Source organism: Pseudarthrobacter sp. NPDC055928, assembly GCF_042270935.1.
Lineage (GTDB): Bacteria > Actinomycetota > Actinomycetes > Actinomycetales > Micrococcaceae > Arthrobacter.
Genome location: NZ_JBHJZH010000013.1, coordinates 67,911 through 90,877, shown reverse-complemented (window position 1 = coordinate 90,877; position 22,967 = coordinate 67,911). Strand labels below are relative to the sequence as shown.

Genomic DNA, 22,967 nt, shown 5'->3' with positions numbered 1-22,967 from the left:
ATCCCTAACCCGCGCCGGGGATCCAGCTGGTGCCGGCCAGCGGGACGCGGGCCATGGCCGAGGCCTCGATGGTCAGCGCCACGAGGTCCTCGGGTTCGAGGTTGTGCAGGTGCGACTTTCCGCAGGCCCGGGCGATGGTCTGGGCCTCCATGGTGAGGACGCGCAGATAGTTGGCCAGCCGCTTGCCCGCAGCCACCGGGTCCAGCCGGGAGGCGAGTTCCGGGTCCTGGGTGGTGATGCCGGCGGGGTCTCGGCCGTCCTGGAAGTCGTCGTAGAAGCCGGCGGCGGAACCGATGGCGGCATACTCGGCGGCATAGCGGGGATCGTTGTCGCCCAAGGCGATCAGCGCCGCGGTGCCGATCGCCACGGCGTCCGCACCCAGTGCCATGGCCTTTGCGACGTCGGCCCCGGTCCGGATGCCGCCGGACACGATCAACTGGACTTTACGGTGGACGCCGAGTTCCTGGAGTGCCTGGACGGCCTGCGGGATGGCGGCGAGGGTGGGGATGCCCACGTTTTCGATGAACACCTGCTGCGTTGCGGCGGTACCGCCCTGCATGCCGTCCACCACCACAACGTCGGCGCCGGACTTTACCGCGAGCGCGGTGTCGTAGTAGGGCCGGGACGCGCCGATTTTGACGTAGATGGGCGTCTTCCAGTCTGTGATTTCACGCAACTCGCCGATCTTGATCTCGAGGTCGTCCGGGCCGGTCCAATCCGGGTGCCGACTGGCCGAGCGCTGGTCGATGCCCACCGGAAGGGTGCGCATGCCGGCCACGCGTTCGGTGATTTTCTGGCCCAGGAGCATGCCGCCGCCGCCAGGCTTGGCGCCCTGGCCCAGGACGATTTCGATCGCATCAGCCTTGCGGAGGTCATCGGGATTCATGCCGTAGCGGGACGGGAGGTATTGGTACACAAGGTGCTTGGACTGGCCGCGCTCCTCAGGGGTCATGCCGCCGTCGCCCGTGGTGGTGGAAGTGCCCACCTCCGAAGCGCCGCGGCCCAGTGCCTCTTTGGCGTTGGCGGACAGGGCACCGAAGCTCATCCCGGCGATGGTCACCGGGGTCTGCAGGTGCAGCGGCCTGGACGCGTGCCGGTCGCCGAGGACGACGTCGGTATCGCACTTTTCGCGGTAGCCCTCCAGCGGGTAGCGGGACATGGAGGCGCCGAGGAAGAGCAGGTCATCGAAGTGCGGGACCTTGCGCTTGGCGCCCCAGCCGCGGATGTCGTAGACGCCGGTGGCCGCGGCACGCTGGATGTCCGCGATCGTGGCCCGGTCGAAAGTGGCTGATTCGCGGAGGCCGAGTTCAGCGATGTTTTGGGTGGGAGCGTTCTGCGTGTGGATCGGCTCGGAGGTGATGGTCATGGTGGGCTCCTAGTACGACGTCGAGTTGTCGACGTGGAAGTGGTAGAGGTTCCGGGCTGAGCCGTAGCGCTTGAAGTCGGCCGGGTTGTCGGTGCGACCGGCTGCGGCCAGCAGTTCGCCGAGTTCGGCCAGGTGCTCCTCTCGCAGGGGCTTCTCGATGCAGTCCGCGCCGAGCGATGCCACGGTGCCCTTGACGTAGATCCGGGCCTCATAGATGGAGTCGCCCAGGGCATCGCCGGCGTCGCCGCACACCACGAGGCGCCCGGCCTGGGCCATAAACGCGGACATGTGGCCGATGTTGCCGCCCACCACGATGTCCACGCCCTTCATCGAGATTCCGCAGCGTGCGCCCGCGTTCCCGTCGATGACCACCAAACCGCCATGGCCGGTGGCTGCCGCTGACTGGGACGCGTCGCCCTTCACATGGACCCTGCCGGACATGATGTTCTCGGCCAGTCCCACGCCGGCGTTGCCGTTGATGGTCACCTCGCCTTTTTGGTGCATCCCGGCGGCGTAGTAGCCGGCGTGCCCTTCGATGGTCACCGTCACGTCCGCATCGATGCCGACGGCGAGGCTGTGCTTGCCACCGGGGCTGGTGACGGTCCAGGACTGCCCTTCAACAGCGTTGTGCAGGGCCTGGTTGAGTTCCCGTACCGGGCTGCCGGTGAGATCGACACTGAAAGAGTCCAGGACTGCGTTCGTGCTGACGGCTGCTTCGATGCTGGCTTCGGGGGCTGTCAGAGTGTCCATGTGTAGACCTTTCCGGGTTCCGGTTCAAAGATGCGGGCGCTTTCGATGCCGGGCAGGCTTGCCAGGGCACGGTATTCGGAGGCCATAGCTACGTAGTCGTCCGTTTCGGCGATGATGGCGGGCTTGCAGGCGATGGGGTCCCGGACTATGGCCATGCTGTCAGCGGTGGTGACCACCAGGGTGTAGAAACCGTCGAAGACCTTGCCCAGGTTCACCAGCGCTTCTTCGAGGGTGTCGCCCTGCTGCAGGCGGGAGGCGACATAGCGGGCGCCCACCTCGGTGTCGTTGTCGGAGTCGAACACCACACCTTCGCGCAAGAGGCCCCGGCGGATGGTGGCGTGGTTGGAGAAGGAGCCGTTGTGCACCAGGCAGAGGTCGTCGGCCACGGAGAAGGGGTGTGATCCCCCGGCCGTCACCGCGGACTCGGTGGCCATTCGGGTGTGGGACAGTCCTTGGCTTCCGGGCATGGCTTCCAGTCCGTGCTCGGCGGCGATATCCATGGGGTGGCCAACGCTCTTCATCACGGCAACGTGCTCGCCGCGGCCGATGATGGTTGCCTCCGGGAGGGTTTCTCTGACTGCCTTCACCAGCAGGTCGGTCCCGACGGCGGCGCTCACGAGGGTGGTGTCGCCCACGACGCGGACAGAGGCGGCCGCGTCGGGCGGGAGCATTCCGTCCAAGGCAAGCTGGATCTCCGCGACGGGCAGGCCCTGGTCCTTGCCGAGGAGGCTCAGGGTTGAGGCCCCTTCCGAGACCAGGCCGGGGGTGTTGTAAACGGCCAGGCCGGCGGAGTCCGGGCCGCGGTCCACGATCTGGCACATCATGGAGGACAGGAGGCTGCCCATCCGGGGGCGCAGCAAGGGGTTGCGCAGCTGCAGCGCGGCAATTCCACACATGGTGTGTCCTTTACTTACTAGGGTTTCTCAGATCGAACGCGGTCAGATGGAGGTCAAATACGTGCGGATTTCCCAGTCGCTGACCTGGTTGTGCCAGGTGAGGAATTCCTCTTCCTTGGCATCCGCGTAGTACTTTCCGATCTCGGCGTCGCCGCTGAGGCTGGCGAGGATCACCGGGTCGCGGCGCAGGGCTTCCACGGCGTGGAGCAGCGTGGCCGGCAGCAAGTGGGCATCGGGCTTGGACTCTCCGGGACCGGACGGCATGCCCGGATCGGCAGCCTTTTCCACTCCGTCCAGGCCTGCCGAGATCGCAGTGGCGATGGCGAGGTAGGGGTTGGCCGAGCCGTCGCCCGAGCGCAGTTCGATCCGCTTGTTGTCCGGGACGCGGATCATGTGGGTGCGGTCGTTACCGCCGAACGAGGCCTTCCGCGGCGACCAGGTGGCACCGGATGAACTGGTGGTGGCACCCGAGCGCTTGTACGAATTCACCGTCGGCGCCAGGAAGGCCTGCAGTGCAGGCGCATGTTCCAGGATGCCGGCGATGAATGAGTAGGCGAGCGCTGACAGCCCAAGGCCGCGGCCGCCGTCGTCCGTTTGACCGTCATTGCCGGGGAACAGCGCCTCGACGCCGGACCACAGGGACAGGTGGAAGTGCAGGCCCGTTCCGGTCCGGTCAGTGAACGGCTTGGGCATAAACGTGGCCGTCATCCCGCCCTGTTCCGCCAGGATATTGAGGATGTAGCGGAGGCTGACTACCCGGTCCGCGGTGGTGAGCGCATCCGCGTAGTTGAAGTTCTGCTCGAACTGGCCCGCTGCGTCCTCGTGGTCGTTGGCGTAGTTGCCCCAGCCCAGCGAGTTCATCGCCTCGGAGATGGAGGTGAGGTGGTCATACATCCGTGTGACGCCGCGGGCGTCGTAGCAGGGGCGGGGGGAATCGTCGCGCGCGTCCGCGGTACTCAGCGTCCCGTCGTCGTTCTTGTGGACCAGGAAGTACTCCACCTCGGCGCCAATTTTTGCCTGCATGCCCTGCCCGGCCAGGCGGGCGAGGGTGTTCTTCAGGATGACCCGCGGCGCGTACGGCCAAGGCTGGCCGTTGACGTGCGGATCGCAGTGGACGATGGCCAGGCCCTCCTTGATGAAGGGGACCGGGGTGAAGGAAGCAAGGTCCGGGACGGCGATAAGGTCCGCGTCCTGCGGTTTCTGGCCGATGAGCCCTGCCGCGTAGCCGGCGAAGCCCATGGCCCCGGATTCCAGTTCGTCGGCCGCTTCCACGGGAACCAGCTTGGCGCAGGGCTTGCCGGTCATGTCCACGAAGGTGGCAAGGATGAAGCGGACATCGTGCGCGCGGGCGATGTCCGCCAGGGAAATTCTGTCAGTAAGGGGCGAAGCGGATACAGCAGGGGTTGCGACACTTGTCATCGAAACATTCCTGTCCGGTTGGTGTTAGCTACTAGTAAACCTTGTTGAATCACAGTAGCCAAACCGGCATTACAGGCGTCGGACGGGAATGTTAAAAGCACGTTTCGCCCAGGACCGCTTACTCAGACCCGTCTCCGGCCGCGCCCTCCCAACTAAGTAGCAGCAGATGTCGTTATGAGCGCAAAACGACATCTGCTGCTACCTACATGGGTGGGGGACGGATCTTAGGCGGGCGACCAGGGTTGCGGCAAGCAAGGCCGTCGTAAGTTCCAGGGCTATGACCAGCAAGAGTCCGCCGGCGCTGCTGACGCCCGCAACGTTCGACGCCGTAATGTTCGACGGCGGCACTCCAGCATGCGCGTGACCTGCGGTTCCGCTGCCCACCAGCAGCAGTCCATGGACAGCACCCATGGATCCGGCACACACCATGACCCTGCGCAGCGCAGCCACCCGACCGTGCCGCCAGATATGCAGGGCGCACGGCAGGCAGACAGTTGCTAGCGCCAGCATGAGCATGCTCAACCATGGTCCGTGCTGGTTTTGGACGGCAAGCCAAACGTGCGCGGCGCTGGAGCCTGCCACCACCGCGGCGCAGAACCGTGAATGCAGGACGGGCCCGCGACTGCGGGCCCGTCCTGTAAAGGTCATCGGGTTTACCTAGCCGTGGCAGCTGGCAGAGCTGGTGCCGGAACCGGCACCAGCGTCACTGTGGCAGCTGCCGGCCGTGCCTGATCCGGCGGTGCTGGCGGGAACGTCCAGGACGGGGCTGCGGTCGAAGAAGCCTTCGGGCCGCAGCTTGAAGCCGGCCGTGTCCACCGGCATGATCGGCCAGTCCTCCACGCGCGGGAAATGCGTGAGCCCGAAGGTGTGCCAGACGACAATGTCCTGGCCGTCGATCTCGCGGTCCTGGGCGACGTACGCCGGAAGCCCGGCGCCGCCGGGGTGCTGGTTGACGAAGTCGCCCGTGGGGTAGCGCTCGTCGTCGGCGTAGCGGGTGACCCAGAGGTCCTTGGTGGCAAAGGCGGCGCGCCGTGAAATGGACGAATCCGGATCTGCCAGCAGCGTGGGCTGGTTCTGGGAGTGGAGCTTGTAGCCCACGGGTTCGCCGAGCCGGTTGCGGGATTCCGGGTTGGAAATGATCCAGGTCCGGCCAGCCCGGGCATCGGCCTCACGGACCGCTTCCGATTCGCGGGTGAGCAGCGTCCGCTTGCGGGAGAAGGCGTTGCCCCGCTCGTTCCCCTCCCCCAGGGGCTGGCGGACCACGTCTTCTTCTTCCACGCGGTTGGTGAAGCCGTCAATGGCCATGTCCAGCCGCGCACTGAAAAGATGCTGATGGAAGGGCGCACCCAAGCCCGGGGCCAGTTGGGAAATGTTGTCCGAGCCGCCCTCGGGGAACGCGCTGGTGAAGACGACGCCGGTGGCCTTGGCTTCGAATTCGATGGTGCCGTCCAGGTACAGGTACCAGTAGAAGCCGTAATCGTAGTTGCCGATGGTGGTGAAGAACGAGATCACGAGGCGGCGGTTGCGCCGGGTGTAGTTGATCCCGGTCCAGAGATCGCTGTGCTTGGCCAGGATGCCCCAGTCCTCCTCGTGCATGCAGATGCCATTGCGGATCTCACGCGGGTTGCCGAAGGAGTCGGAAATGACGGGGCTGAGGTAGGTGATGTCGCCGAGGCAGTCGCAGCCGAGCTCCAGGGAGTTGGCGTACTGGCCGACTAGGTATTCGCCGGTGTCGAAGTAGTTCTGCCAGGACCGGATCGGCGACGGATCGCCATACGGAACCACCATCTCGGCAATAGAGGCCCGGTTGATGATGGGCCTCAGCCGGTCGCCGTCCTGGAACGCGATATTGTGCAGCACTACGCCTTCGCGGACGTCGAAGCCGACGTCGAGGCTCCACTTTTCCCATTCCACATGGTTGCCGCCGGTGACTGTGAAACTGGGACCCTCGGGCTGGGTGACGCTGATGGGTTTTTGGGTAGTGCGGAGCGGGCCGGTCAGTTCGGGATCCGTGTAGTTGCCGTGCTCTGTCGGCACCGGCATGGCCCCGAGATCCAGCACCCGGGTGACCTCCTTGTTGACCACGTCAACATACGCCACGAGCCCATCCACGGGGTGCGCCCAGGCACTGTCCTCTGGGAAGTCCTGGACAAACGCCAGGCCACGAAGGATGCGGCGGCCCTTCTCCTCCGGGTACTCGAAGACACCGGCCGACAGCGGGGCAACCCGGACTTTGCTGACGTCGAGCCCCCGCTCTGAGAGAGCCTTCAACCAGCGGTCGTCTGTTGCCAGTAGCGCCTCCACCACTTCGAATTCCTCTTCAAGGACGGGAAGCTCGCCGGTGACGGCAGTGTCCAGTTCGACGGCGGACACCACTTCCTGCCGGGTCACGGAGACCACCGCATCCGTCGGCGCACCGCCGGTGATGTCGTGGATGAAGATCCGGAACCTGCGGTCCTCGGTGGGGCTCCCGACGGCGGCGGTACTGGCGGCGGCAGCACCGCCGTCGTGCGTCCCCGCGTTGCGGTTCGCGACGGCGGTAGTCCCCCGGGCGGGATCCAGCAGGCCCAGGTAGGCGATACGCTTCTCCGGACCCAGGTGGCCGGCAGCCCGCAGGATGGCTTGGACATCGGTGATTTCGCCGTCCGATGCCAGGCGGTACGGGGTAGCTGTGTCAGCTGTTGCAAGTGTCATGGGTGACCTTTGTCCGGGACCGTGGCTGGTCGGAATTTTTATTTTCTATAGTTGTAGAGAATAAGCGTCCGTAAGATGGCTCACAAGAGTCTGAGCGAAATATTTCCGGGGAGCGGCAGCCGTGCCAAAGATTGTTGACCATGACGAGCGCCGGCTGGAACTGGTGGATGCCACGTGGCGGATCATCGCCCGGCTGGGCATTGAAGGCGCCACCATGCGGGAGATCGCCCTGGAGGCAGGCTTCGCCAACGGGGCACTCAAACCGTATTTCCCTACGAAGGACACCCTCCTGGAGTTCGCGTTCGGGCACGTCTTCAACAGGACCAACCAGCGCATCGCCGAAGTGACCGAAGGCAGAACCGGACTCCCGGCACTGCGGGCATTCTGCCTGGAGGTGCTCCCGCTGGACGACGAGCGGGTCAATGAAGCGCGGATCGTCATCCCGTTCTGGCAGAAGGCGATCAACGATCCGCAGAAAGCCGAGATCCACCGGCAGTCCATGGAGGAGTGGCTTGCAGCCATCCGGCAGTACCTCGCGGAGGCGCGTGATGCGGGGGACGTCCGCTCCGCCGTCGACGACGCCACGCTGGCGAGCCAGCTCCTGAACATGCTGCTGGGCGCCCAGATCGGGGCAGCTCTGGCCACCACCCCCGGCGCCGATCCGGGGCTCGCCGATCAGCTTGAGGGCTATCTGGCCCTGCTGGCCGGATAGCTGAGCCCAGCCAAAATCCGCCCATCCCAAATCCAGCCCGCCCGGCACAACCCGGACCCCAGCCAGGAGAGCTCTGCCATGACCATTCCCCCTGAGATCGACACACCAGACATCATGATCGACATCGACATCCTCGAGAGGAACATCGGCCGGATGGCAGCGGCTGTCCGGGAGAAGGGCCTCGCCCTCCGCCCCCACGCCAAGACGCATAAGATCATCGAGATCGCCGCCCGCCAGTTGGACGCCGGAGCAGCAGGCCTGACGGTGGCAACCATCGGCGAAGCGGAAGTGTTCGCCGCGGCAGGGGTCGGCGACATTTTCATCGCCTACCCCCTCTGGATCTCGCCACAAAAGGCCGACCGGCTCCGGCGCCTGGCGTCAACGGCAACCATCGCCGTGGGAGTGGACTCCGCGGCGGGGGCAACCATGCTGGGAGCCGGCCTCGGCGAAGCGGCCGGGAGCGTCAGCGTGTTGGTGGAAATCGACAGCGGCCACCATCGCAGCGGCGTCAGTCCGGAGGCCGCTGCCCCGGTTGCAGAAGCCGCATCGCGGGCCGGGCTGCAGGTTGCGGGGGTTTTCACGTTCCCGGGCCACAGCTATGCCCCCGGGATGCCGGCGGAGGCAGCCGTGCAGGAACAAGAGGCGCTGCGCTTGGCCGCGGCATCCCTGGCGGCGGCGGGCTTCGAAGCGACTCGCCGCAGTGGAGGTTCCACCCCTACGGCGCTCCTGACCGAGGGATCCGCGGCAACCGAAGTGCGCCCCGGCGTCTACGTCTTCGGCGACGCGCAGCAACTGGAACTCGGACGCTGCGCCGTGGAGGATATTGCGCTGACGGTCGCAGCCACCGTGGTGAGCCACCATGTGACTGCCCCGGACGCCCCCGCGCGTTTCATCATCGACGCCGGCACCAAGATCCTGGGGAGCGACCGGCCGGCCTGGGCCACCGGCTTCGGCCGCCTGATCGACCATCCGGATGCCCGGATCACCGCCCTTTCGGAGCACCATGCCACGGTTGAGTGGCCCGAAAGCGGGACCCGCCCGCCCCTCGGTGAGCGGCTGCGCATTGTCCCCAACCACGTCTGCCTGGCGATCAATCTGGTGGACGACGTCGCGGTGACCAGCAACGGCGTCCTGATTGACCGCTGGACCGTCGCTGCAAGAGGCAAGAACAACTAGACAGTCACTGGACGCCGGCGCCCCATAAAAGGAAATCTTTTTTCGCCCACTGTTGAAAAAAGATCGTCTCCGGCGTTAACCTGATGGGACTGTGTTCCAGGACACAGCCATCGGGGAACCCACGTTTGCGGCCATCCGTCGTCAGGAACATCCATGCCAGCAGCAGTCCAGCCCGCCAGCCAGAACCTCACGTCCAGCGTTGCGGAGACGTTCGACCACTGGAAACACCTCGTGGCAGAGTCCTTCGTGCCGCTCGCGGCCCGGACAGCAGACGTTGACGGGTTCCGCGGGCAGATGCGCGCCCGTGTGCTGGACCGGATGTCCGTCGTCGAAGTCTCGGCAACCTCCCACGAGGTCCACCGCACGCCTGCCCTGATTGCGCAGGCCGGCGAACGCTACTTCAAGCTCAACCTCCAGTTGGAGGGCACGGGACTGCTGATCCAGGACAACCGCGAAGCCCTGCTCCGCCCAGGCGACCTGGCCATCTACGACACCAACCGCCCGTACACCCTCGCCTTCGAGGACGAGGCGCGGATGATGGTGGTGATGTTCCCGTGCGATGCCCTCTCGCTGCCCACGGATTACGTGGGCCAGCTCGCGGCAGTCCGGATGGCCGGCAGTACCGGACTGAGCGGGATCGTGGGGCAGTTCATCCGGCAGCTGTCGGAGAACCTTGAGGTCCTGAGCGGTCCCAGCGGCTCGCGGCTGGCCACGAACGCCCTGGACCTCGTGTCCACCATGCTGCACGCCGAAATGGATATCGCGCCGGACCGGATGAAGCCGCAGGCGCTCCTGGCCGTGTCGGTACGCGAATACATCGAGGCCAACCTGTCGGATCCCCAGCTGTCCCCGGCGAGCATTGCCGCGGCACATTTCATCTCCACGCGGCACCTGCACAATGTCTTCCATGAGTCGGGGACCACTGTGGCCAGCTGGATCAGGAGCCAAAGGCTGGACGGCACGCGCCGCGAACTGCGGGATCCGCTGCATGCCGGGAAGTCCGTGGGCACTGTTGCTGCCCGCTGGGGGTTCCTCGACGCAGCGCATTTCAGCCGCATTTTCCGCGATGCCTTCGGCGTTTCCCCCAGCGACTGGCGCCGCGGCGCCTGAACAGAGTGCCTGAACAGAGTGCCTGAACAGCACGCGGAGGCCCGGCGCGGATTGATTCCGCGCCGGGCCTTTGCGCTCCCCCGTCCTCGCCGGAGGCTGCTGCTGATGTGAGGCGGCGCCTCAAACGACCCGGTGCCCGAGGGCGGCAGCACCGCGGCGGCGCTCAACGCGGGCTTCCACCAGCACACCGGCCGCGAACACCACCGGAACCGCCACCAGCAGGGCAACAGCGGTTTCTGCGCTCCCGCCGATCAGCGACGTGAAGTTGCTGAGCACGAGGTACAGGACCCACGCCAGCAACACGGACGCCAGCAGCGGCGCCAGGAGTGTCTGCCAAAGCTGCCCGTCGACCCGTTCGCGGCGGAAGAAGCCGACGACGGCGATGGAGCAGAGCATGTAGAGCACCAGGAGTGCCGCGACGGCCAGCCCGCTGAACCACGAGAACAGGGTCAGGACCGGGTCCAGCGCCAGCAGCGCGAAGGGCGCCACGAGTACGACGGCGGTGGTGGTCTGGATCCACGCGGCCGCGGCGGGTGCGCGGTGCCGGTTGGTCCGGGCAACGATCGCGGGCAGCGAACCGCGGAGCGCCAGCGAATGAAGGTAGCGGTTGATGCCATTGTGGAAAGCGATGATCCCGGCCAGCAGGGACGTGACCAGCAGGATGCCCGTGGTGATTCCTGCCCAGGGGCCGAACAACTCCACCATGGGCGTGAGCACAAAGGCGGTGGAGTCGCCGGATTCCAGGGCAGCGCCGGCGGCGTCGACCACCTGCGACGGACCGTAGTAGCTGACCAGCATCCAGGAGATGAAGGAGAAGAAGACGGCAATAACGCCGACGGACAGGTACGTTGCCCGGGCCACCGTCTTGTGGGCGTCCTTAGCCTCGGCGGAATAGATGGCCGTGGACTCGAAGCCGAACATTGATGCCACTGCGAACATAATGGCCACCCCTGGAGCGCCGGAGGCGATGGCCTCGGGCGAGAAGGAGGCTGCCAGGCTGAGGCCTTCGGGACCGCCGCCGCGGAACAGGACGGTGAAGCCGAACATCAGCAGGACTGCCACTTCCAGCCCCACCAGGAGGGCCAGGACCCGGGCGCCAAGTTCGATGTTCAGGGAACCAAGCACCTGGACACCGGCCATCGTCACGAGGGCCAGGAGCCACCAGGGAATACCGACACCCACAGACGCCAGGAGGCCGGAGAAGGCGGCGCCGTAGAGTCCGTACATGGCGGCCTGCACCGTGCTGTACGCCAGCAGCGCCAGCCATGCAGCACCGGCACCGACCTTGCGCCCGAAGGCTGCGGTGACGTAGGCGTAGAAGGCGCCGTTCGCCTGGATTTTGCGGCTCATCGCCACGAAACCGACCGCGAAAACCACAATCACGATGCCGACAATCAGGTAGGCACCCGGGGCACCGGCGCCATTGCCGAGTGCGGCCGCGAGCGGCGAAGCGCCGACGATCCCGGTGAGGGGCGCCTGGGCGGAGAGGACAAAGAACAGGATGCCCATGACGCCGATGCTGCCGGCGCGGAGGGCGGTTGAGTGCTCCGTGCGCGGAGCGGCTTCAGTGGTCCGGGACTCGGAATTCGAAATACTCATTGGATCCTTCTTAACGGTCATGAGCTCTGGGGAAGGGACGCTGCGCGAGGGGGCAGGCGCCGATGAATCCAGCATCGCAGCGGAGCCGGCCTGCGCCTTGTCCTGTAGCGATCAGTTGTTGTGCGTGAGTGCAGTGACGCCCAGGGCTACACGGGCCGGGGTTCACGATCCCGCAGGATTGCGGCGGCGGTGAGGGCCGCCTCCATGCCGCTCTCAATGGCGCCGTCGATGAATCCGCCCCACCCGTTGGCGATGTCTGATCCGGCGAAGAGGACAGCGCCGTGGGCCTCCTGCATGGCGTGCAGATGCCGGGACAGAAATCCGGTGGCGTGCATGGGCCAGGTTTCACCGGACAGCGGATCGTCCACCCAGTTGTGGCCGGCCACGCCTACCACTTCAGCATCCGGGACAAGTCGCCGAAGCTGTTCCTGGACGGCAGCCGGGTCTTCCGAGTCGATGTTTGCGGCGTCCGGACCGAATCCCACCACGATGGTGTCGCCGTCGATACCGTATTCAGCCTGGAAGAAATTCAGGGGCCAGTCGGCGCCGCCAAGGGCAACAAACGGCGGGTGGTTTCCCTTCAGCCTGATCCAGACCTTGGCCCCCTTGGACACCTGGCCGAGGCTGAGTCCTTCGTTCTTGGCTGCGGACAGGGGCGGCTCGAAGCTCACCGCGTGCATCGCGTGCAGGGGCACGGTGACTATTGCCGTCCCCGCGCTGACGCTCCGCCCGTCGGTGCTGTAGACGCTCACGGAGGTGCCGACGTCGTGGATGCGGTCCACCGTGAAACCATGTTCGACGCCGGCACCTGAGTCCGCGAGGATCGCCGCGGCCAGCGCTGCGGTGCCGCCCACGACTTTGTAGGTGGCGCAGGCCTCGAAGTTCACGGCCCAGTCGCCATTGGTCAGGGCAACCCAGCGGAGGGCCTGGGTCAGCGCCGCGTTTTCCAGCGGACCGTTGAAGTTCAGGGCCCAAAAGGATTCCAGGAGGTCGCGCTGCGTACCGGCGGGGAACTGCTCCCGGATGCGGTCCTGGACGGACACGTGGTCGATGGCTTTGAAGTCGTCGCGGGACAGTGGGCGGAAAGGCTCCGGGAAATACTTCCGGGAGTCCTGGACAAACTCCCCGTTCATTCCGCCGATGAGCCCGAGCAACTCGTCCGGGCTGCCCTCGTGGCGGCGGCCGCCTGCCCACCAGATCGCGCGCTCCGGCTCGGGGCTGGGCGTCGTGTCCAGGCCGTAGCGCTTCAGTTCGGCCCAGACGTAGGGCTGGGTCCAGTGCACCCAGGTGCCGCCGATTTCCAGGTCGCGCCCCAGCCGGCGGTCCAGCCATGTCCGTCCCCCAATGCGGTCGCGGGCCTCCACGATACGGACGGACAGGCCCTGCCTCCTGAGCTCGCGTGCTGCTGTGAGACCCGCGAAGCCGGCCCCGACCACCACAACGTCGTGCAGTTCGTTGTCCATTGCCGGCCCCTTAGGAGTAGACAAAGAATTCGACGGTGGGCGCCATCACTTCCCACCTTGTCCGGGCGCCCTTGTTGAAGGAGGCTGCGCCGCCGGCGGTGAGGTCATACGTGTCGCCGCCCTCCACCTCGATCCGGAGGTGCCCTTCCACGATTGAAATCGTCTCGTCGGCGTCGATCAGGAGGTCAAAAGGCTCCGGCGCCTCCAGCGGGGTAACGTGCCAATATCCGCAGGCGAGGGCGGGGCGGTCGCCCTCGCCAAACCGGCGGACCCATTGGACCTGACCGAGTTCGAAGGGTTCATTCTTGTTCGCGTCAAGGGCTGAGGAAGTACTGAAAGCAGGGGTTTCTGACACGTTGGCTCCTGGGTGAGGGGACCGGCGGCTGAGCCGGGCGGTGAGGGGTTTCGGGGTGAGGCAGTGGTGCGAAACGCCAACGAAGTGACCCGCGTCACCACTAAGATGAATCTAAGCAGTTGCTTAGTTTAAGTCAAGAGGCGCTGCCGGGAAGCTGGCAGCACTGGCTAGACTCGGCATATGAAAACGCCAGCCGCTCCCGCCGCACCGTCCAAGTACGGGACCGGCAAGGAAGCCCTCCTCCGGGCCGCGATCGGCGTGGTGGCGGCCAAGGGGCTACGTGGGCTCACGTACCGATCGGTGGCGGAAGCCGCTGGCGTGAACAACACACTGGTGGCCCACCACTTCGGCTCCCGCGATGCCCTGATCGCTGCGGCCCTGGACTGGGCGGCCGACCAGTCCATCAACGCCTCCCAGCTGCGGGAAGCCGCAGCCGCGGGCCATTCCTTCACGGATTCGCTCCTGGAGCTGCTGCTGGCCGAGCCTGAGCTGCAGGTCTTCCAATACGAGATGATCCTCGAGTCCCGGCGGCGGCCCGAGCTGGCTCAAGCGGTCACGGGCCTGTACCAGAACTACGTCAGCGCTCTGGCCGACGGACTCAGGGCCTCCGGGGTGACCGAAAACGTGCAGGTGGTGGCACGCACGCTGTTTGCGGCCCTTGACGGCCTCGTACTCCAATACCTGGCAGGAGTGGACCGGGCCCTCATCGCGGCGTCCCTCGATGAGGTCCACGAAGTGCTGCTCCTGCGGACCGGTCCGCAACACTGACAGGACCCCCGGGGCATCTGTTCGCCTCGCGTCAACCGCCGTTCGCGGATACACAAGACGGCCCGAGGGCGGCAGGGCAGACTCGAGGCATAGCCCCAGGCCACGCAGGCCAGTGCGCATTGCCTACTCGAAGTGGAGTAACCCATGGAAACTTACGACGCCCTGCTGGCCTCGATCACCCCGGAGTCCGGCGATACCCGGACCATCATTGACCCTGCCACCGGCACCGTCGTCGGCCACGCCCCGGTCCACACCATTGCAGACCTTGAGAATGCCGTTGCCGCCGCCAGGGCAGCCCAGCCGGCTTGGGCTGCGCTGGGCCACGACGCCCGGTCCGCCGCGCTCCTCAAAGCCGCCGACGCCGTCGAACGCTCCGCCGAGGAACTCGCCCGGCTGCTCTCCCGCGAGCAGGGCAAACCCCTCAATGGTCCCAACGCACGGTTCGAAGTGGGCGCCTGCGCCGCCTGGCTCCGGGCCGCCGCCACCATCCCCCTGAAACCCGAAACTGTGGTGGACGACGGCGAAACGCATGCCGAACTGCATTACCGGCCCATCGGCGTCGTCGGCGCCATCGGCCCGTGGAACTGGCCCATGATGATCACCGTCTGGCAGATCGCCCCCGCCCTGCGGATGGGCAACTCCGTGGTGGTCAAACCCTCCGAGATGACCCCGTTGTCCGTCCTGGCACTGATCAAGGTCATCAACGAAGAACTTCCCGAAGGCCTGCTCAACGCCGTCTCCGGCGACCGCGAGGTAGGCGCCCGCCTGGCAGAACACCCCGCCGTCGGGAAGATCATGTTCACCGGCTCCACCTCCGCCGGCCGGCAGATCATCAAATCCTCAGCCGACACCATCAAGCGGCTCACCCTCGAACTCGGCGGCAACGACGCCGGCATCGTCCTGCCCGACGCCGACCCCGCCACCATCGCCGAAGGCCTGTTCTGGGGCGCCTTCATCAACACCGGCCAGACCTGCGCCGCGCTCAAGCGCCTCTACGTCCACGACGACATCTACGACGCCGTCTGCGACGAACTCACCAAGGTCGCCGCCGCCATGCCCATGGGAGTCGGCCTGGACGAAAACAACGTCCTGGGCCCGCTGCAAAACCGGGCCCAGTACGACGTCGTGGCCGCCCTCGTGGAAGCTGCCCGCGACTCCGGCGCCCGGATCCTGCTCGGCGGAAACCCCGAGAAGGACCAGCCCGGCCACTTCTACCCCACCACCCTCGTGGCCGACATCGACAACAACAACCCCCTGGTGGCCGAGGAGCAGTTCGGCCCGGCCCTGCCGATCATCCGCTACAGCACCGTGGACGAGGTGGTGGCCATGGCCAACGGGCTCGACGTCGGGCTCGGCGCCTCCGTCTGGTCCCCCAACCTCGCCGAAGCCCGCAAGGTCGCTGCCCGCCTCGAAGCCGGCACCGTCTGGATCAACAAACACGGCGCCGTGGACCCCCGCGTCCCCTTCGGCGGAGCCAAGCAGTCCGGCTACGGCCTGGAATTCGGCGTCGAGGGCCTCAAAGCCCTCGGTATCCCCCAGGCCATCAACGGCTGACCCGAAAAATCCAGCTCAGTTCCTTAATGCGGCAGCCCTAATGCAGCGCCGGTTCCTGCATCCACGGCCTGGTGGGGGTCTGGCCGAGCTGGTCGTTGAACTCCTGGGCTTCGCGGTAGTACTCGAGCATGGAGAGCCGGGACGCGGCCGCGGGGTCCAGGAGGATCACCGCCCTGCGGTGAAGCTGCAGCACCGACGCCGGGCAGTTGGCGCTGACCGGGCCCTCCACCATTGCCTGGACGGCGGCGGCCTTGTTCTCTCCCATCGCCACCAGAACCGCCAGTTTCGCCTCACGGATGGTTCCCAAACCCTGGGTGAGGCACAGCCGGGGCACGTCGCCGTCGGGGAAGAACCGCGCGTTGTCGGCCCGGGTGGCCCCCGCCAGGGTCTTCACCCGGGTCCGTGAGGCAAGGGACGACGTCGGCTCGTTGAACCCGATGTGGCCGTTGGCCCCGATGCCCAGGATCTGGATGTCCACTCCGCCGGCGGTGGCGATCGCCGCGTCGTAGCGCTCGGCCTCGGCCACCAGGTCCGCGGCGTCCCCCTGCGGGGTGAACAACCGTTCAAGGGGCAAGTCCACGTGGTCAACGAACTCCCGGCGGATGGTGGTGCAGTACGACTGTTCGTGGTCCTTCGGCAGCCCGGCATATTCATCTAGCGTGAAGCCGGTGACCTGGCTGAAGCTGAGCCGTTCCTCGCGGTGCCGCCGGATCAGCTCCTGGTACGTGGAACTCGGCGAGCCCCCGGTGGCCAGTCCCAGGACGGCCGGACCCTGCCGGACCCTCGCCTCGATGATGTCTGCCGCCCGGGCTCCTACGTGGTCCGTGGACTCACACAGAACTATCTGCACGGTCATTCCTTTCCTGCGTTTGTGGTGTGCCTGCCCGATAGGCCTGCACGAGTTCAAGTTCTTCGTTGACTGCCAGGACGTCGGCCCGGTATCCCGCGGCGATGGCTCCCACCTGACGGGCGCCTGGGCTGTCGAGGCCCATCAGCCGGGCCGGAGTGGACGTCGCGGCGGCCACCGCATCTGCGAGCGGGATCCCCCATTCAACGCAGCGGCGGACGTTTTCCAGCAGGAAACTCGTGGCTCCCGCGATCGCTCCGGGCTCCTCCTCGTCGGCAGCAACTGCCCCTGGCGCCGGCAACAGCCGTGCCACCCGGTCCTGGACCAGCACGTCCAGGCTGCCGAGGGTGTAGTGGCCGTCGGACATACCCGCCGCGGCCATCGCGTCCGTGATGAGGGCAATCGAGCGGGGCCCCACCAGGCCGAAGACCATCCGCACGATTTCCGGGTCAAGGTGCACGCCGTCGGCAATAAGCTCCAGCACCATCTGCCCGGGCGACTGTTCGGCAGCCTGCAGCATCACCGCGACCGGCCCGGCCGCCCGGTGGCCCAGCGGCGGCATCCGGTTGAACAGGTGCGTGGCTGACCACGGGCCTGCCTGGCCGGCGCCAGCACCAGCACCAAGGACTCCCCGGGTCTGCGCCGCGGTCGCGGCGGTGTGGCCCAGCGAGGGCACCACGCCGTAGTCACGGCAGAGCCGCACCAACTCATCAAAATGAGGGGTCTCCGGGGCGAGGGTCAAAGACCGTACCGTCCCACGCCCCGCCTCCAGCCATTGCTTCAGGAGGGCCGGGTCGCCGTCGATAATCGCCGCGGGGTCCTGGGCCCCGCACATGCTCTTGGTGATGAACGGCCCTTCCAGGTGCAGGCCGGCCAGGGTGCCGTCCTGCACGAGGTCCCGCAGCACCCCGATTTGTTCCAGCAGCACGTTGGACGGCGCCGACACGAGCGAGGCAAGGACCGACGTCGAGCCTTCCGCGGCGTGATGGGCCGCGGCCATCCTGGCCCCCTCAACGTCCGCGGAGAACGTGTGCCCCACGGCACCGTGGCAATGCACATCCACGAGCCCGGGCAGGATCAGCGGCACCTGCCGGATGTCGGCGTCGAAAGTTTCCGGCAGGTCCGACGTCGGGCCGCACCACTGGATGGTCCCGCCGGCCATCATCACAGTGCCGTCGTCGATCACGGAATCCCCGGGGAGGCCGGTGACGAGGCGGCCCCGCAGCCCCACCCCGCCACCGGAGCCGCCGGAGCCGCCCGAGCTTGTGGCCGACGAAAAATCAGCTTGCATCGGCTTTGGCCATGGAGCCGTTCTCGTCGGTTTCGTCTTCGCGACCCATGGTGCGCAGGTTCCAGCGGCGGATCACAAAGCGGAACACCACGTAGTAGATGGCGGCGTAGACCAACCCGATGGGAATCAGCCACAGCGGATTTTGCGCGATGCCGAAGTTGAGGACGTAGTCGATGGCCCCGGCGGAGAACCCAAATCCGTGGTGGATTCCCAGGAAGTTGACCAGCATCATGGACGTTCCGGTCAGGAAGGCGTGGACGATGTACAGCGGCCAGGCCACGAACATAAACGAGAACTCGAGCGGTTCGGTGATGCCGGTGAGGAACGCGGTGAGGCCGGTGGAGAGCATCACGCCGCCCACGATCTTCCGCTGTGAAGGTTTGGCTTCCTGCCAGATGGCCAGGGCGGCGGCGGGCAGGGCGAACATCATGATGGGGAAGAAGCCGGTCATAAAGACGCCGGCAGTCGGGTCGCCGGCGAAGAACCGGTTCAGGTCACCGTGGGCGCCGTTGTAGTCGCCGATGATGAACCACACGATGGAGTTCAGGATGTGGTGCAGGCCCAGCGGGATCAGCAGCCGGTTCAGGGTGCCGTAGACGCCGCTGCCCACCACGGTGTTGTCAGCCACGGTGTTGCCCACGGCGGTGAGGCCGGTGTTGAAGTACGGGTAGATCAGGGCCATCACCACGCCGATGACGATCGCGGCGAAGGACGTCAGAATGGGCACCAGCCGGCGGCCGGCGAAGAAGCCCAGCCAGTCCGGCAGGGTGGTGCGGTGGAAGCGCTGCCAAAGCAACGCCGTCGTCAGGCCCATCACGATGCCGGCCAGCACGCCGTAGTTGATGACCGGATCCTTGCCGCCCTCGGGCGCGGCGCCCAGCACGAGCGGTGCCATCACCTTGAAGACGTTGGTCAGGACGAGGTATCCGACGACGGCGGCGAGGGCCGTGGATCCGTCGCCTTTCTTGGCGAAACCGAAGGAGATGCCGACGGCGAAGAGCAGCGGCAGGTTCTCGAACAGGGCACCGCCGGCGGCGCCGATGACCTGCGCGACCGTGGTCAGGGATTCGAACCTGCCCAGAAGGTCGTCCTGGCCGAGGCGCAGCAGGAGTGCGGCCGCGGGGAGGGCAGCGATGGGCAGCATCAGGCTGCGGCCGAAGCGCTGCATGTTCTGCAGGGCCTTGCCACTGCCCTTGGTCTTGCCCGGCGCCGGCGCGCCCGCTGTGGGATTTTCCGTGGTCATGATGTTCCTCGTCTCGAAGAGGGTGGTGCTTGTGCGGGGATGCTTGTTTCAGTAGAGTCTTGCTAACTGGTTATAACCAGTGACAACCATCACTGTGAAGGGCGCCGGCCTCAGTTGTCAACCTCAAGCTTCAAATTGGCTTCTGGAACCGCCGCCTTTCACCGCTTACCAACACCGGGAGTGGACATGTCCAAAGCTGAAATCATCCTCGCCGCCCTTGGCGGCGCAGAAAACGTCGAAGAGATCGAAGGGTGCATCACCCGCCTGCGTACCGAAGTGGTGGACGCAGGCCGCGTGGACGAGGCTGCCCTCAAGGCCGCCGGCGCCCACGGCGTCATGATGTCCGGCACGGTGGTCCAGGTAGTTGTGGGCCCCGAAGCCGAAAGCCTGGCCGAAGACATCCAGGACCTGATGTGAGCACGGCAGAAGTGGGCAGCCCGGACGTGAACACCCCGGAAGCAGCGACGGAAGCACCCGCCATCAGCGTCGCATCCCCGCTGCCCGGCCGGCTCATCCCGCTCAGTGAAGTGCCGGACCCGGTGTTCGCCAAGGGTCTGGTGGGCGGCGGCGCCGCCGTGATCCCCGACGACGACGCCGGCGTGGTCACCGCCGTCGCACCGCTGGACGGCAAGGTGGTCAAGGTCATGCCGCACGCCTACATCGTCCAGCATGCCTCCGGCCCTGCCGTTTTGGTCCACGTCGGCATCGACACCGTGGGACTGAAGGGCGAAGGCTTTACGGTGATCGCCCAGAAGGGCGACCAGGTCCGCGCCGGCGATCCCATGATCACCGTGGACGTGGCCCTGGTCCGGTCCAAGGATCTCAGCATGTGCAGTCCCGTGGTGATCCTGGACAGTGCCGCGGATGCCATCGAACCCCCGGCCACCGGTGGCCGGGTGGAAGCGGGCGCGCGCCTGTTCGACCTTCCCGGAAAATAGGAGTCATGGATACAGCAGGGGAACTGAAACACGTCTGGGTCAGAAGGCAACTCCAGGACCTGGTGTCCAGCACTCTGCGGCCCGGCGATGCCCTGCTGGGTGAGCGCCAACTGGAGGAGCAGTTCGGGGTCTCGAGGATCACGGTCCGGCGGGCCATCTCGGACCTGGTCCAGGACGGCGCTCTGGTCCGGATCAAGGGGAAAGGCACCTTCGTCTCCCACGGGCTGGTGCGGTCCACCCTGCATCTGGCCTCGTTCAACGAAGACATGCGGGCCGCCGGCTTTGAGCCCAGCACCCGGGTCATCAACGTGTCCACTGCGCTGCCGCCCGCGGCGGCCGCCGAGCATCTGGGGCTGGCTCCGGAAGAGCCTGCCTACCGGGTCCGGCGGCTTCGCCTGGCCAACGGAGCACCGGTCAGCGTGGACGAATCCTGGCTGCCCCCGCGGCTGGTGCCGGACCTGCTCTCCTCGGACCTGACCGGCTCCCTCTACCGGGCTTTGGCCGCCGCAGGACATCCAGTCCAACAGGCAGAACAGACGGTGGAGGCCGCCGCGGCGTCGGAGGAAACGGCTGCCCTGCTGGATATCGGGCCGGGGTCACCCGTCCTGCTGTTCAAGCGGCGGTCCTTCACGGGAACCGACGAGCCCGGCACGCCCATTGAGTACTCCATCTCGACATACCGCTCGGACCGTTACCAGGTATCCATGCGCCTGGCGCTGGGCTGACAGCGGATCCGCCCGGTTGGGGTGGCTGCAGCCGCCGCTGGTAGGTTGGCTTTCATGCATGAAACCGTCGATCTGGAAGAAGCCGCCAAGCAGCACGTCCTCAGCGTTTTGGGGGCCGATGACGGCATTCAGCGCGCCGATCCGGACTGGCAGGAGTTTGCTCGGCGGCTGGACGTTCACTTCCCTGATCTGTGCGGGCTGTTCCGTTCGCTGTATGGGACACGGCCTGACTGGCAAGACCAGTTAGGCGCCCTCGTCCTGCAGTGTGCCCGCTCGTGGCAGGAACGTTCTGCGGACCTCAAAGCGCTGGACGCCGAGCGCGAAGGAAACAGCGGCTGGTTCCAGTCCAACCGGATGCTCGGCGGGGTCTGCTATGTGGACAGGTACGCCGACAGCCTCGACGGCATCCGCGACCGGATCCCGTACTTCAAGGAGCTGGGCCTGACCTACCTGCACCTGATGCCGCTGTTCCTGGCACCGGAGCCGTTCTCCGACGGCGGGTATGCCGTTTCCAGCTACCGGGAGGTCAACCCCAAGCTGGGCACCATGGAGCAGTTGCGGGCACTGGCGTCGGAGCTCCGCGAGAATGGCATCTCCCTGGTGGTGGACTTCATCTTCAACCACACGTCCAACGAGCACCACTGGGCCCGCCGTGCCGCCGAAGGCGACCCCGAATACAGCGACTACTTCTGGATCTATCCGGACCGGACCATGCCGGATGCGTTTGAGCAGACCGTCCGGGAAATCTTTCCGGACGACCACCCCGGCTCCTTTGTCCCGCTGCCTGACGGACGGTGGGTCTGGGCCACCTTCCACACCTACCAATGGGACTTGAACTACGCCAACCCGGCCGTGTTCCGCGCCATGGCCGGGGAAATGCTGTTCCTGGCCAACCAAGGCGTGGATATCCTCCGCATGGACGCCGTTGCCTTCATCTGGAAGCAGCTCGGGACCCCGTGTGAGAACCTGCCCGAAGCACACCTGCTGCTGCGCGCCTTCAACGCCGTGTGCCGGCTCGCGGCGCCGTCGTTGCTGTTCAAGTCCGAGGCGATTGTGCACCCGGACGAGGTTGCGCTCTACATCGATCCGGCCGAGTGCCAGCTTTCCTACAACCCGCTGCAGATGGCACTGATCTGGGAGTCGCTGGCGACCCGCAACGTCTCGCTGTTGCAGCAGGCGCTCGAGCGGCGCCACAACATTCCTGACGGCACGTCCTGGGTGAATTATGTCCGCAGCCATGACGACATCGGCTGGACGTTCGCCGACGAGGACGCCGCAGAGCTGGGAATCAACGGCTTTGACCACCGCCGGTTCCTCAACGCCTTTTACGTCAACCGGCACCCCGGCAGCTTCGCCCAGGGCGTGCCGTTCCAGGACAACCCCCGTACCGGTGACTGCCGCATCTCAGGGACCACGGCTTCCCTCTGCGGCTTGGAGGACGATCCGGACCACGCAGTGGGAAGGATCCTGTTGGCCCACTCGGTCGCGTTCAGCACCGGGGGCATCCCGCTCCTTTACCTCGGCGACGAGGTGGGGCAGCTCAATGACTACCAGTACGCCATGGAAGACGGCCACGAGGCTGACAGCCGTTGGGTGCATCGGCCGCACTATCCGGCGGAGCGGTACGCCCGGCGCCACGACCCCGCCACCCCGGAAGGCGCCATCTTCGCCGGGCTGCGGCGAATGATCGAGGTACGCGCAGGGACGCCTGAGCTGGCTGGCACGCGGCTCATCGATTTCCACACCAACGCCCCGGGAGTCCTGGGCTACCAACGCCCTGGCGACGCCGGCACCATCCTTGTCCTCGCGAACTTCGGCGACGGACCGCAGCAGCTTCCGGCGGTGACGTTCTCCGGGTTCTCGGGTGCCGCCGTCGAACTTCTTACGGGTGCTGCGCTCAGCCTGGCCGATGGCGTCACGCTGGCCCCGCACCAGTACCTCTGGCTGCGCGTCTCCCCGGCCGCGTAGCCCTTCCCCAACTAGGTAGCAGCAGATGTCGTTTTCAGCGCTCAAAACGACATCTGCTGCTACCCAGTTGGGCGGGTGGGCGCGGTGCATGAC

21 protein-coding genes are annotated in these 22,967 nt (G+C 66.4%); 9 read left to right on the top strand and 12 right to left on the bottom strand.

All coding sequences use genetic code 11. From position 1 onward, the window contains the following. Positions 1 to 4 precede the first annotated feature (4 nt). The 6 genes from ACFC25_RS16200 to ACFC25_RS16175 all read right to left on the bottom strand — a co-directional run bounded on the left by ACFC25_RS16200 (position 5) and on the right by ACFC25_RS16175 (position 7,125). Positions 5 to 1,366 carry an FMN-binding glutamate synthase family protein gene (locus ACFC25_RS16200; protein ID WP_376046891.1) on the bottom strand — a complete coding sequence of 454 codons (1,362 nt, stop codon included), beginning with the start codon at positions 1,364 to 1,366 and terminating at the stop codon, positions 5 to 7. 9 nt (positions 1,367 to 1,375) lie between these two features. After that, entirely contained in the window at positions 1,376 to 2,116 is a 741-nt protein-coding gene (locus ACFC25_RS16195; protein ID WP_376046888.1) for a protein glxC, read from the bottom strand. Beyond that, positions 2,104 to 3,012 (bottom strand): glutamine amidotransferase, encoded by a 909-nt coding sequence (locus tag ACFC25_RS16190; RefSeq protein WP_376046885.1) that lies wholly within the window; start codon positions 3,010 to 3,012, stop codon positions 2,104 to 2,106. The genes ACFC25_RS16195 and ACFC25_RS16190 overlap by 13 nt, the downstream gene beginning before the upstream one ends. 42 nt (positions 3,013 to 3,054) lie before the next feature. Then, positions 3,055 to 4,431, bottom strand: coding sequence for a type III glutamate--ammonia ligase (gene glnT / locus ACFC25_RS16185; RefSeq protein WP_376046882.1), 1,377 nt, complete (start codon positions 4,429 to 4,431; stop codon positions 3,055 to 3,057). Between the two features lie 198 nt (positions 4,432 to 4,629). Further along, positions 4,630 to 5,079: a hypothetical protein gene (locus tag ACFC25_RS16180; protein ID WP_376046879.1), complete on the bottom strand. Its 450-nt coding sequence runs from the start codon at positions 5,077 to 5,079 to the stop codon at positions 4,630 to 4,632. A 9-nt stretch (positions 5,080 to 5,088) separates the two neighbouring features. After that, the gene (locus tag ACFC25_RS16175; protein ID WP_376046876.1) at positions 5,089 to 7,125 is read right to left on the bottom strand and encodes a primary-amine oxidase; all 2,037 of its coding nucleotides are present in this window, start codon (positions 7,123 to 7,125) and stop codon (positions 5,089 to 5,091) included. Positions 7,126 to 7,246: 121 nt separating this feature from the next. On the opposite strand from ACFC25_RS16175, the gene ACFC25_RS16170 reads away from it, so the two are divergent. From ACFC25_RS16170 to ACFC25_RS16160, 3 genes are all read left to right on the top strand, one after another. After that, positions 7,247 to 7,837, top strand: coding sequence for a TetR/AcrR family transcriptional regulator (locus ACFC25_RS16170; RefSeq protein ID WP_337352054.1), 591 nt, complete (start codon positions 7,247 to 7,249; stop codon positions 7,835 to 7,837). A 78-nt stretch (positions 7,838 to 7,915) separates the two neighbouring features. Continuing rightward, positions 7,916 to 9,013: a D-TA family PLP-dependent enzyme gene (locus tag ACFC25_RS16165; RefSeq protein WP_337352053.1), complete on the top strand. Its 1,098-nt coding sequence runs from the start codon at positions 7,916 to 7,918 to the stop codon at positions 9,011 to 9,013. Positions 9,014 to 9,166: 153 nt separating this feature from the next. After that, the gene (locus ACFC25_RS16160) at positions 9,167 to 10,123 is read left to right on the top strand and encodes a helix-turn-helix domain-containing protein (protein WP_337352052.1); all 957 of its coding nucleotides are present in this window, start codon (positions 9,167 to 9,169) and stop codon (positions 10,121 to 10,123) included. A 120-nt stretch (positions 10,124 to 10,243) separates the two neighbouring features. On the opposite strand, the gene ACFC25_RS16155 is transcribed toward ACFC25_RS16160, so the two are convergent. From ACFC25_RS16155 to ACFC25_RS16145, 3 genes are all read right to left on the bottom strand, one after another. Beyond that, a complete protein-coding gene (locus tag ACFC25_RS16155; protein ID WP_376046871.1) occupies positions 10,244 to 11,722 on the bottom strand; it encodes an APC family permease in 1,479 nt (492 codons plus the stop codon). 146 nt (positions 11,723 to 11,868) lie between these two features. Further along, positions 11,869 to 13,185 carry a flavin monoamine oxidase family protein gene (locus ACFC25_RS16150; protein WP_376046868.1) on the bottom strand — a complete coding sequence of 439 codons (1,317 nt, stop codon included), beginning with the start codon at positions 13,183 to 13,185 and terminating at the stop codon, positions 11,869 to 11,871. Positions 13,186 to 13,195: 10 nt separating this feature from the next. Next, positions 13,196 to 13,540: a cupin domain-containing protein gene (locus ACFC25_RS16145; RefSeq protein WP_337352049.1), complete on the bottom strand. Its 345-nt coding sequence runs from the start codon at positions 13,538 to 13,540 to the stop codon at positions 13,196 to 13,198. 180 nt (positions 13,541 to 13,720) lie between these two features. Between ACFC25_RS16145 and ACFC25_RS16140 the strand changes: the two genes are divergently transcribed. Both ACFC25_RS16140 and ACFC25_RS16135 read left to right on the top strand, forming a co-directional pair. Beyond that, positions 13,721 to 14,308 (top strand): TetR family transcriptional regulator, encoded by a 588-nt coding sequence (locus tag ACFC25_RS16140; RefSeq protein WP_337352048.1) that lies wholly within the window; start codon positions 13,721 to 13,723, stop codon positions 14,306 to 14,308. 144 nt (positions 14,309 to 14,452) lie between these two features. Further along, entirely contained in the window at positions 14,453 to 15,862 is a 1,410-nt protein-coding gene (locus ACFC25_RS16135; protein WP_337347399.1) for an aldehyde dehydrogenase family protein, read from the top strand. Between the two features lie 37 nt (positions 15,863 to 15,899). Here the strand turns inward: ACFC25_RS16135 and nagB are convergent, their stop codons facing one another. From nagB to ACFC25_RS16120, 3 genes are read right to left on the bottom strand one after another with little or no spacing between them, the layout of a single operon-like run. Next, entirely contained in the window at positions 15,900 to 16,712 is an 813-nt protein-coding gene (gene nagB, locus ACFC25_RS16130; RefSeq protein ID WP_337347400.1) for a glucosamine-6-phosphate deaminase, read from the bottom strand. After that, positions 16,693 to 18,000 carry an N-acetylglucosamine-6-phosphate deacetylase gene (locus ACFC25_RS16125; protein ID WP_376046863.1) on the bottom strand — a complete coding sequence of 436 codons (1,308 nt, stop codon included), beginning with the start codon at positions 17,998 to 18,000 and terminating at the stop codon, positions 16,693 to 16,695. Before ACFC25_RS16125 ends, nagB begins: the two co-directional genes overlap by 20 nt. Then, a complete protein-coding gene (locus tag ACFC25_RS16120) occupies positions 17,990 to 19,243 on the bottom strand; it encodes a PTS transporter subunit EIIC (RefSeq protein WP_337347402.1) in 1,254 nt (417 codons plus the stop codon). The genes ACFC25_RS16125 and ACFC25_RS16120 overlap by 11 nt, the downstream gene beginning before the upstream one ends. Positions 19,244 to 19,429: 186 nt before the next feature. On the opposite strand from ACFC25_RS16120, the gene ACFC25_RS16115 reads away from it, so the two are divergent. From ACFC25_RS16115 to ACFC25_RS16100, 4 genes are read left to right on the top strand one after another with little or no spacing between them, the layout of a single operon-like run. Beyond that, the gene (locus ACFC25_RS16115; RefSeq protein WP_337347403.1) at positions 19,430 to 19,660 is read left to right on the top strand and encodes a PTS glucose/sucrose transporter subunit IIB; all 231 of its coding nucleotides are present in this window, start codon (positions 19,430 to 19,432) and stop codon (positions 19,658 to 19,660) included. Further along, positions 19,657 to 20,181, top strand: coding sequence for a PTS glucose transporter subunit IIA (locus tag ACFC25_RS16110; protein WP_337347404.1), 525 nt, complete (start codon positions 19,657 to 19,659; stop codon positions 20,179 to 20,181). The genes ACFC25_RS16115 and ACFC25_RS16110 overlap by 4 nt, the downstream gene beginning before the upstream one ends. 5 nt (positions 20,182 to 20,186) lie before the next feature. Beyond that, the gene (locus ACFC25_RS16105) at positions 20,187 to 20,906 is read left to right on the top strand and encodes a GntR family transcriptional regulator (protein WP_376046858.1); all 720 of its coding nucleotides are present in this window, start codon (positions 20,187 to 20,189) and stop codon (positions 20,904 to 20,906) included. A gap of 54 nt (positions 20,907 to 20,960) precedes the next feature. Continuing rightward, entirely contained in the window at positions 20,961 to 22,874 is a 1,914-nt protein-coding gene (locus ACFC25_RS16100; RefSeq protein ID WP_376046855.1) for an alpha-amylase family glycosyl hydrolase, read from the top strand. Positions 22,875 to 22,967 lie beyond the last annotated feature (93 nt).